Origin of the sequence: Nigerium sp. (assembly GCF_039811905.1) — a bacterium.
GTDB lineage: Bacteria > Actinomycetota > Actinomycetes > Propionibacteriales > Propionibacteriaceae > Propioniciclava.
The window spans coordinates 1-4,035 of record NZ_JBDHZL010000157.1 but is presented as its reverse complement, the minus strand read 5'-3'; the positions used below and the strand labels follow the sequence as shown (position 1 = coordinate 4,035).

Sequence of the window (4,035 nt, the reverse complement as noted above, 5' to 3'; positions counted from 1 at the left end):
GAGAACGGCGACTGAGCGGGGCGGGACGGACGAGGGCAAGAAAAAGGGACGCCGACGGCGTCCGGATTCTTCGGTGGCCAGGGGCGGGTTCGAACCGCCGACCTTTCACTTTTCAGGCGAACGCTGCTACCAACTGAGCTACCTGGCCGACTGCCCCCGGGTGAGGGGGCCCAGCAAGAAACGAGGGTGTGTCTCCTACTGTGGCGACCCCGACGGGACTCGAACCCGCGACCTCCGCCGTGACAGGGCGGCGCGCTAACCAACTGCGCTACGGGGCCATTTCTGGCCGCTGACCCCGGTGAGCCAGCCGTGAAACTATAACGTACCCGGCCCGCCGGAACGAAATCGAGGCGGCCTGCTGCCCGGGCAGTGGAACGGCCCCTGAGTCAGGGGCCGCACCTCGCATCCCCAACGGGATTCGAACCCGTGCTGCCGCCGTGAAAGGGCGGAGTCCTAGGCCGCTAGACGATGGGGACCCGTCCGCACCACCATAGGGCATCGGGCGCGGACCGCCCAAGTTGGCGGGCGGTGGACCTGGGGGTCGGGGTTTCGGCGTCGGCGTCCCCGGCCACGCCCGTGGGCGTCCAGAGCAAAGCCGCCGGGCGGACGTCCCGTGGGGACGCCCACCCGGCGGCCTCGTCAGTGACCGGCGGACGGGTCGGGCGGGTGGTCAGCGCACCGACACGTGGACGTGGTCGTAGTGGTTCGCGGTCGCGTTGCCGCGGTTCTCCATGCCGCGCCAGCCGCCGCTCGGCGTCCAGACCTGTTGGCGGAACATGATGTACTTCACGGCGTAACGGCCCGAGTTCGCCCGGAAGTAGTTGGCGATGGACCAGCCGTAGGCCGCGTCCGAGGTGCCCCTCGGCAGCATGATGTCGACGGCGCGGCCACCCGGGTGGTCCGAGCCGGCGACGGCGCTCGAGGCGCGCCAGCCGTAGATGTTGCGCACGCGCGGGAAGTTCGACTGTGCCGCCGCCGCCACGCGCTTGGCGTTCGGCGTCAGGCGGGAGTAGCCGGTGATGGACGCGTTGCCCGAGACCGCCGGGGCGGCGTAGACGGTCGCGGAGCTGAGGTAGCTGCCGCTGACCCACTTCGTCGAGCCGCCGTAGACGACCTGAACCCAGCGCCCCGCCTTCTGGCCGGTCGCGGTGACGGACTGCCCGCCGGCGAGCGCGCCGACGGTCGCGTAGTTGAGGCCCGGACCCTGCCGCGCGTTCACGGCGGACGTCGCGCGGACGGTGCTGGCGGCCTGAGCGGTGGCCGGGTTGGCGACGAGCAAGGACGCCGCCGTAGCGGCAGCCGCGATCGTGGCGAGGGCGGCGCGGGAGGGCGTGGAGAGATGAGTCACCTGAGATCCTTCAGTAGCAAAACCGGATGTTGACTTGTCCCCCCGCAGGGGACCTTAAGCACTTCCGGGCGGGATCACAAGCATTTGTGAGAAGAAATCCTCAGCTATGTGTCACCTGTGAGGGTGGAAACCTGAGAATCTCTGGGCTGACCTTGGGAATTGTGGGGTGGTCTCAGGCGCGCCGTGTGCGTTTCTACCTGACGTTCTCCACCCTCAGAGGTGGACTTTGTCACACAGGTGCCGCTAGCCGGCGAGCGGCGCCGAGGGGGTGGCGACCGGGCAGCGTGGGCGTCCGGGCCGGGGCCCTCGGCCTGTCGCGCGATGCGCAGGACCCCGCAACGCCGGGCGGTGGCGGGCAGACCCGCGACGGATCAGGCGGTGCCCGGGGCCGGCTGGGTGGGGGATCCGGGGGTGTCGGGGGAGCCCGGGGCGGCGTCCGGGATGAGCCACGAACGCTCGCCGTCGCTGACCCAGCCCGCGCAGGCGCCCCAGGCGTCCTCCGGGAGGTAGTCGGCCGCCAAGTCGGACGCCTCCATGACCCGCCCGCCGGTCGCCTCCGCGGCGTCCGCGAGGCGTCCGCTCCCGGCGAGCCGGACGGGCAGGCACGGCAGGCGTCCGGTGGCCGCGTTCGCGCGGAGCGTGTCGAGCGCCCGATCGTCGAACGCCTCCGCGACCCAGACCAGCGGACGCCCCCGGCGCTTCGCGGCGCCGAGTGCGGTGAGCAGGGCGTGCGTCGAGGAGACCTCGCCCCCGGTGACGAGGACGGCGGGCCGCTCGAGGATCGCCAGGCCGCGCCCCCCGAGGAAGGACGCCGGCGTCCGGCCGGGCACGACGCGGCCGGTGGGGCGGGCGTCCAGGAGGGTCCGCTCGGCGGGCGTGAGCTCCGCGGAGGGCTCGGCCGGCAGGACGTCGGCCTCTGTGAGGTAGCGGGCGTCGCTGCCGTCGAAGCCGGGGATGTGCCCCTTCGGCGCTTCGGTCAGCCGCTTGAGGGACGCAGTCGAGCGCGCCTGGTCGCGCGCCCACCCGAGGGCGACCGCGGCCCCGCCGACCGCGATGATGACGATGATCGCCCAGATCTCGGGGCTCATCGCGCGCCGGCCTCGGGTGTCGTCATGCGTCGACTGTAGTGGGGTGGGCCTCGCGGGGCGTCCGGAGGGGCGCGCGCCTCCGCGGACGGGCCGGCTCACCGCTAGACTTGCCGGGCACCCGGACGCCTGCGTCCGGTGCGGGCCTATAGCTCAATTGGCAGAGCAGCGGACTTTTAATCCGCGGGTTCAGGGTTCGATTCCCTGTGGGCCCACCGGCGAATATTAGGCCTCTGACTAGGACAAACGCGACCGACGGGGAGACGCTCTGGTAAGCAGATGTAGATGCTCGTATGCTCTCTTAGTGCACGTAGAGTGCACGGATCTGGGCGATTTTGGAGGCCTCGATGGTCGACAGACGGGACTTCGGCACCATCCGCAGGCTGCCATCGGGCAGGTATCAGGCTAGCTTCATCGGTCCCGACCTGGCACGGCACAACGCCCCGGTGACCTTCGAGAGCAAGGACCTGGCGGTCGTCTGGCTGTACAACGAGAAGAAGCGGATCGACCAGGCGACGGTCGACGACGAACGCTGGAGTTCGCCGGGCGAGCGGGCCGAGGAGGCTCGCGGCCGCGCCGAAGGAGCTCTTCGGTGACTACGCGACGCGCTGGATCGAGGAGCGACGCAACTCGAAGGGGGAGCCGCTGCGGGCCCTGACGCAGAAGGACTACCGCCAGGTGCTCCGCACGTACCTGATGCCGACCTTCGGCAAGAAGCCGGTCGACCGGATCACTCGCCCTGACGTGCGGGCCTGGCACGCCAGCCTGAACAAGGCGACCCCGAGAGCCAGGACCAAGGCCTACGCCCTCCTGCGGGCGATCATGAACAGCGCTGTCGACGACGAGCTGATCGCGGCCTCGCCGGTCCACATCCGTGGTGCCGGAGCCGCGGCTGTCAGGCGTCCGGTGGAGCCGGCGACACCCGCCGAGATCCAGATTATGGCCGACAACATGCCGCCTCGGTTGAGCGCTGCGTTGATAATCGCCGCCTGGTGCGCCCTTCGGTACGGAGAGATCGCCGAGTTGCGCCGCAAGGACATCGACGTCGTCAACCATCAGATCAAGGTGCGCCGGGCGGTCACCTTCCCGCCCGGAGGCGCCGTGGTCGGGCCGCCGAAGTCGGACGCCGGTGTCCGGGACGTCTCGATTCCTCCCCATGTGTGGCCGATCATCGAGGAGCACCTCGAGACCTACGTCCGACCCGCGCCGAACTCGCTGCTGTTCCCCGGTGAGGGCCGAGGCCATATGTGGCACTCGGTGATGGGCAGCCACTTCACCAAGGCTAGGGCCGCCGCCGGTCGTGACGATCTCAAGTGGCACGATCTTCGCCACACCGGAGCCACGCTAGCGGCCCAGGTCGGTGCGACGACGGCCGAGCTTCAAGCGCGACTCGGCCATTCGACATCTGTAGCGGCGCAGCTGTACCAACACGCCGCGAAGGACCGCGACCGACAGATTGCCGAGCGCCTGTCTCGATTGGTGAGCGGTGAATAGCGAACATGAAACCGCGCTCCGCCCAAACGGTGTTGTATCGCAGCGGGAACTGCGCACTGGCTCAACTCAGCGGCCACGCCAGGCAGGCCAACTCAGCCAGCTCGGACG

Annotated in this window: 4 protein-coding genes and 4 tRNA genes; 3 read left to right on the top strand and 5 right to left on the bottom strand. The window is 70.0% G+C overall.

Annotated features, from left to right (window positions below):
- Nucleotides 1–74: 74 nt before the first annotated feature.
- From WMJ97_RS14580 to WMJ97_RS14560, 5 genes are all read right to left on the bottom strand, one after another.
- Nucleotides 75–148: transfer RNA gene (locus WMJ97_RS14580), tRNA-Phe, on the bottom strand.
- Between the two features lie 53 nt (nt 149–201).
- A tRNA-Asp gene (locus WMJ97_RS14575) sits at nt 202–278 on the bottom strand.
- Between the two features lie 125 nt (nt 279–403).
- A tRNA-Glu gene (locus tag WMJ97_RS14570) sits at nt 404–476 on the bottom strand.
- A gap of 194 nt (nt 477–670) precedes the next feature.
- Nucleotides 671–1,348, bottom strand: coding sequence for an SH3 domain-containing protein (locus WMJ97_RS14565; protein WP_347349728.1), 678 nt, complete (start codon nt 1,346–1,348; stop codon nt 671–673).
- 371 nt (nt 1,349–1,719) lie between these two features.
- A complete protein-coding gene (locus tag WMJ97_RS14560; RefSeq protein WP_347349727.1) occupies nt 1,720–2,436 on the bottom strand; it encodes a hypothetical protein in 717 nt (238 codons plus the stop codon).
- Between the two features lie 139 nt (nt 2,437–2,575).
- Between WMJ97_RS14560 and WMJ97_RS14555 the strand changes: the two genes are divergently transcribed.
- The 3 genes from WMJ97_RS14555 (at nt 2,576) to WMJ97_RS14545 (ending at nt 3,927) form a co-directional block, all read left to right on the top strand.
- Nucleotides 2,576–2,648 (top strand) — tRNA-Lys (locus WMJ97_RS14555).
- Nucleotides 2,649–2,879: 231 nt separating this feature from the next.
- On the top strand, nt 2,880–3,029 hold the full coding sequence (locus tag WMJ97_RS14550; protein WP_347349726.1) for a hypothetical protein: 150 nt from the start codon (nt 2,880–2,882) through the stop codon (nt 3,027–3,029).
- 16 nt (nt 3,030–3,045) lie between these two features.
- Nucleotides 3,046–3,927, top strand: coding sequence for a tyrosine-type recombinase/integrase (locus WMJ97_RS14545; RefSeq protein WP_347349729.1), 882 nt, complete (start codon nt 3,046–3,048; stop codon nt 3,925–3,927).
- The last annotated feature ends 108 nt before the right edge of the window (nt 3,928–4,035 follow it).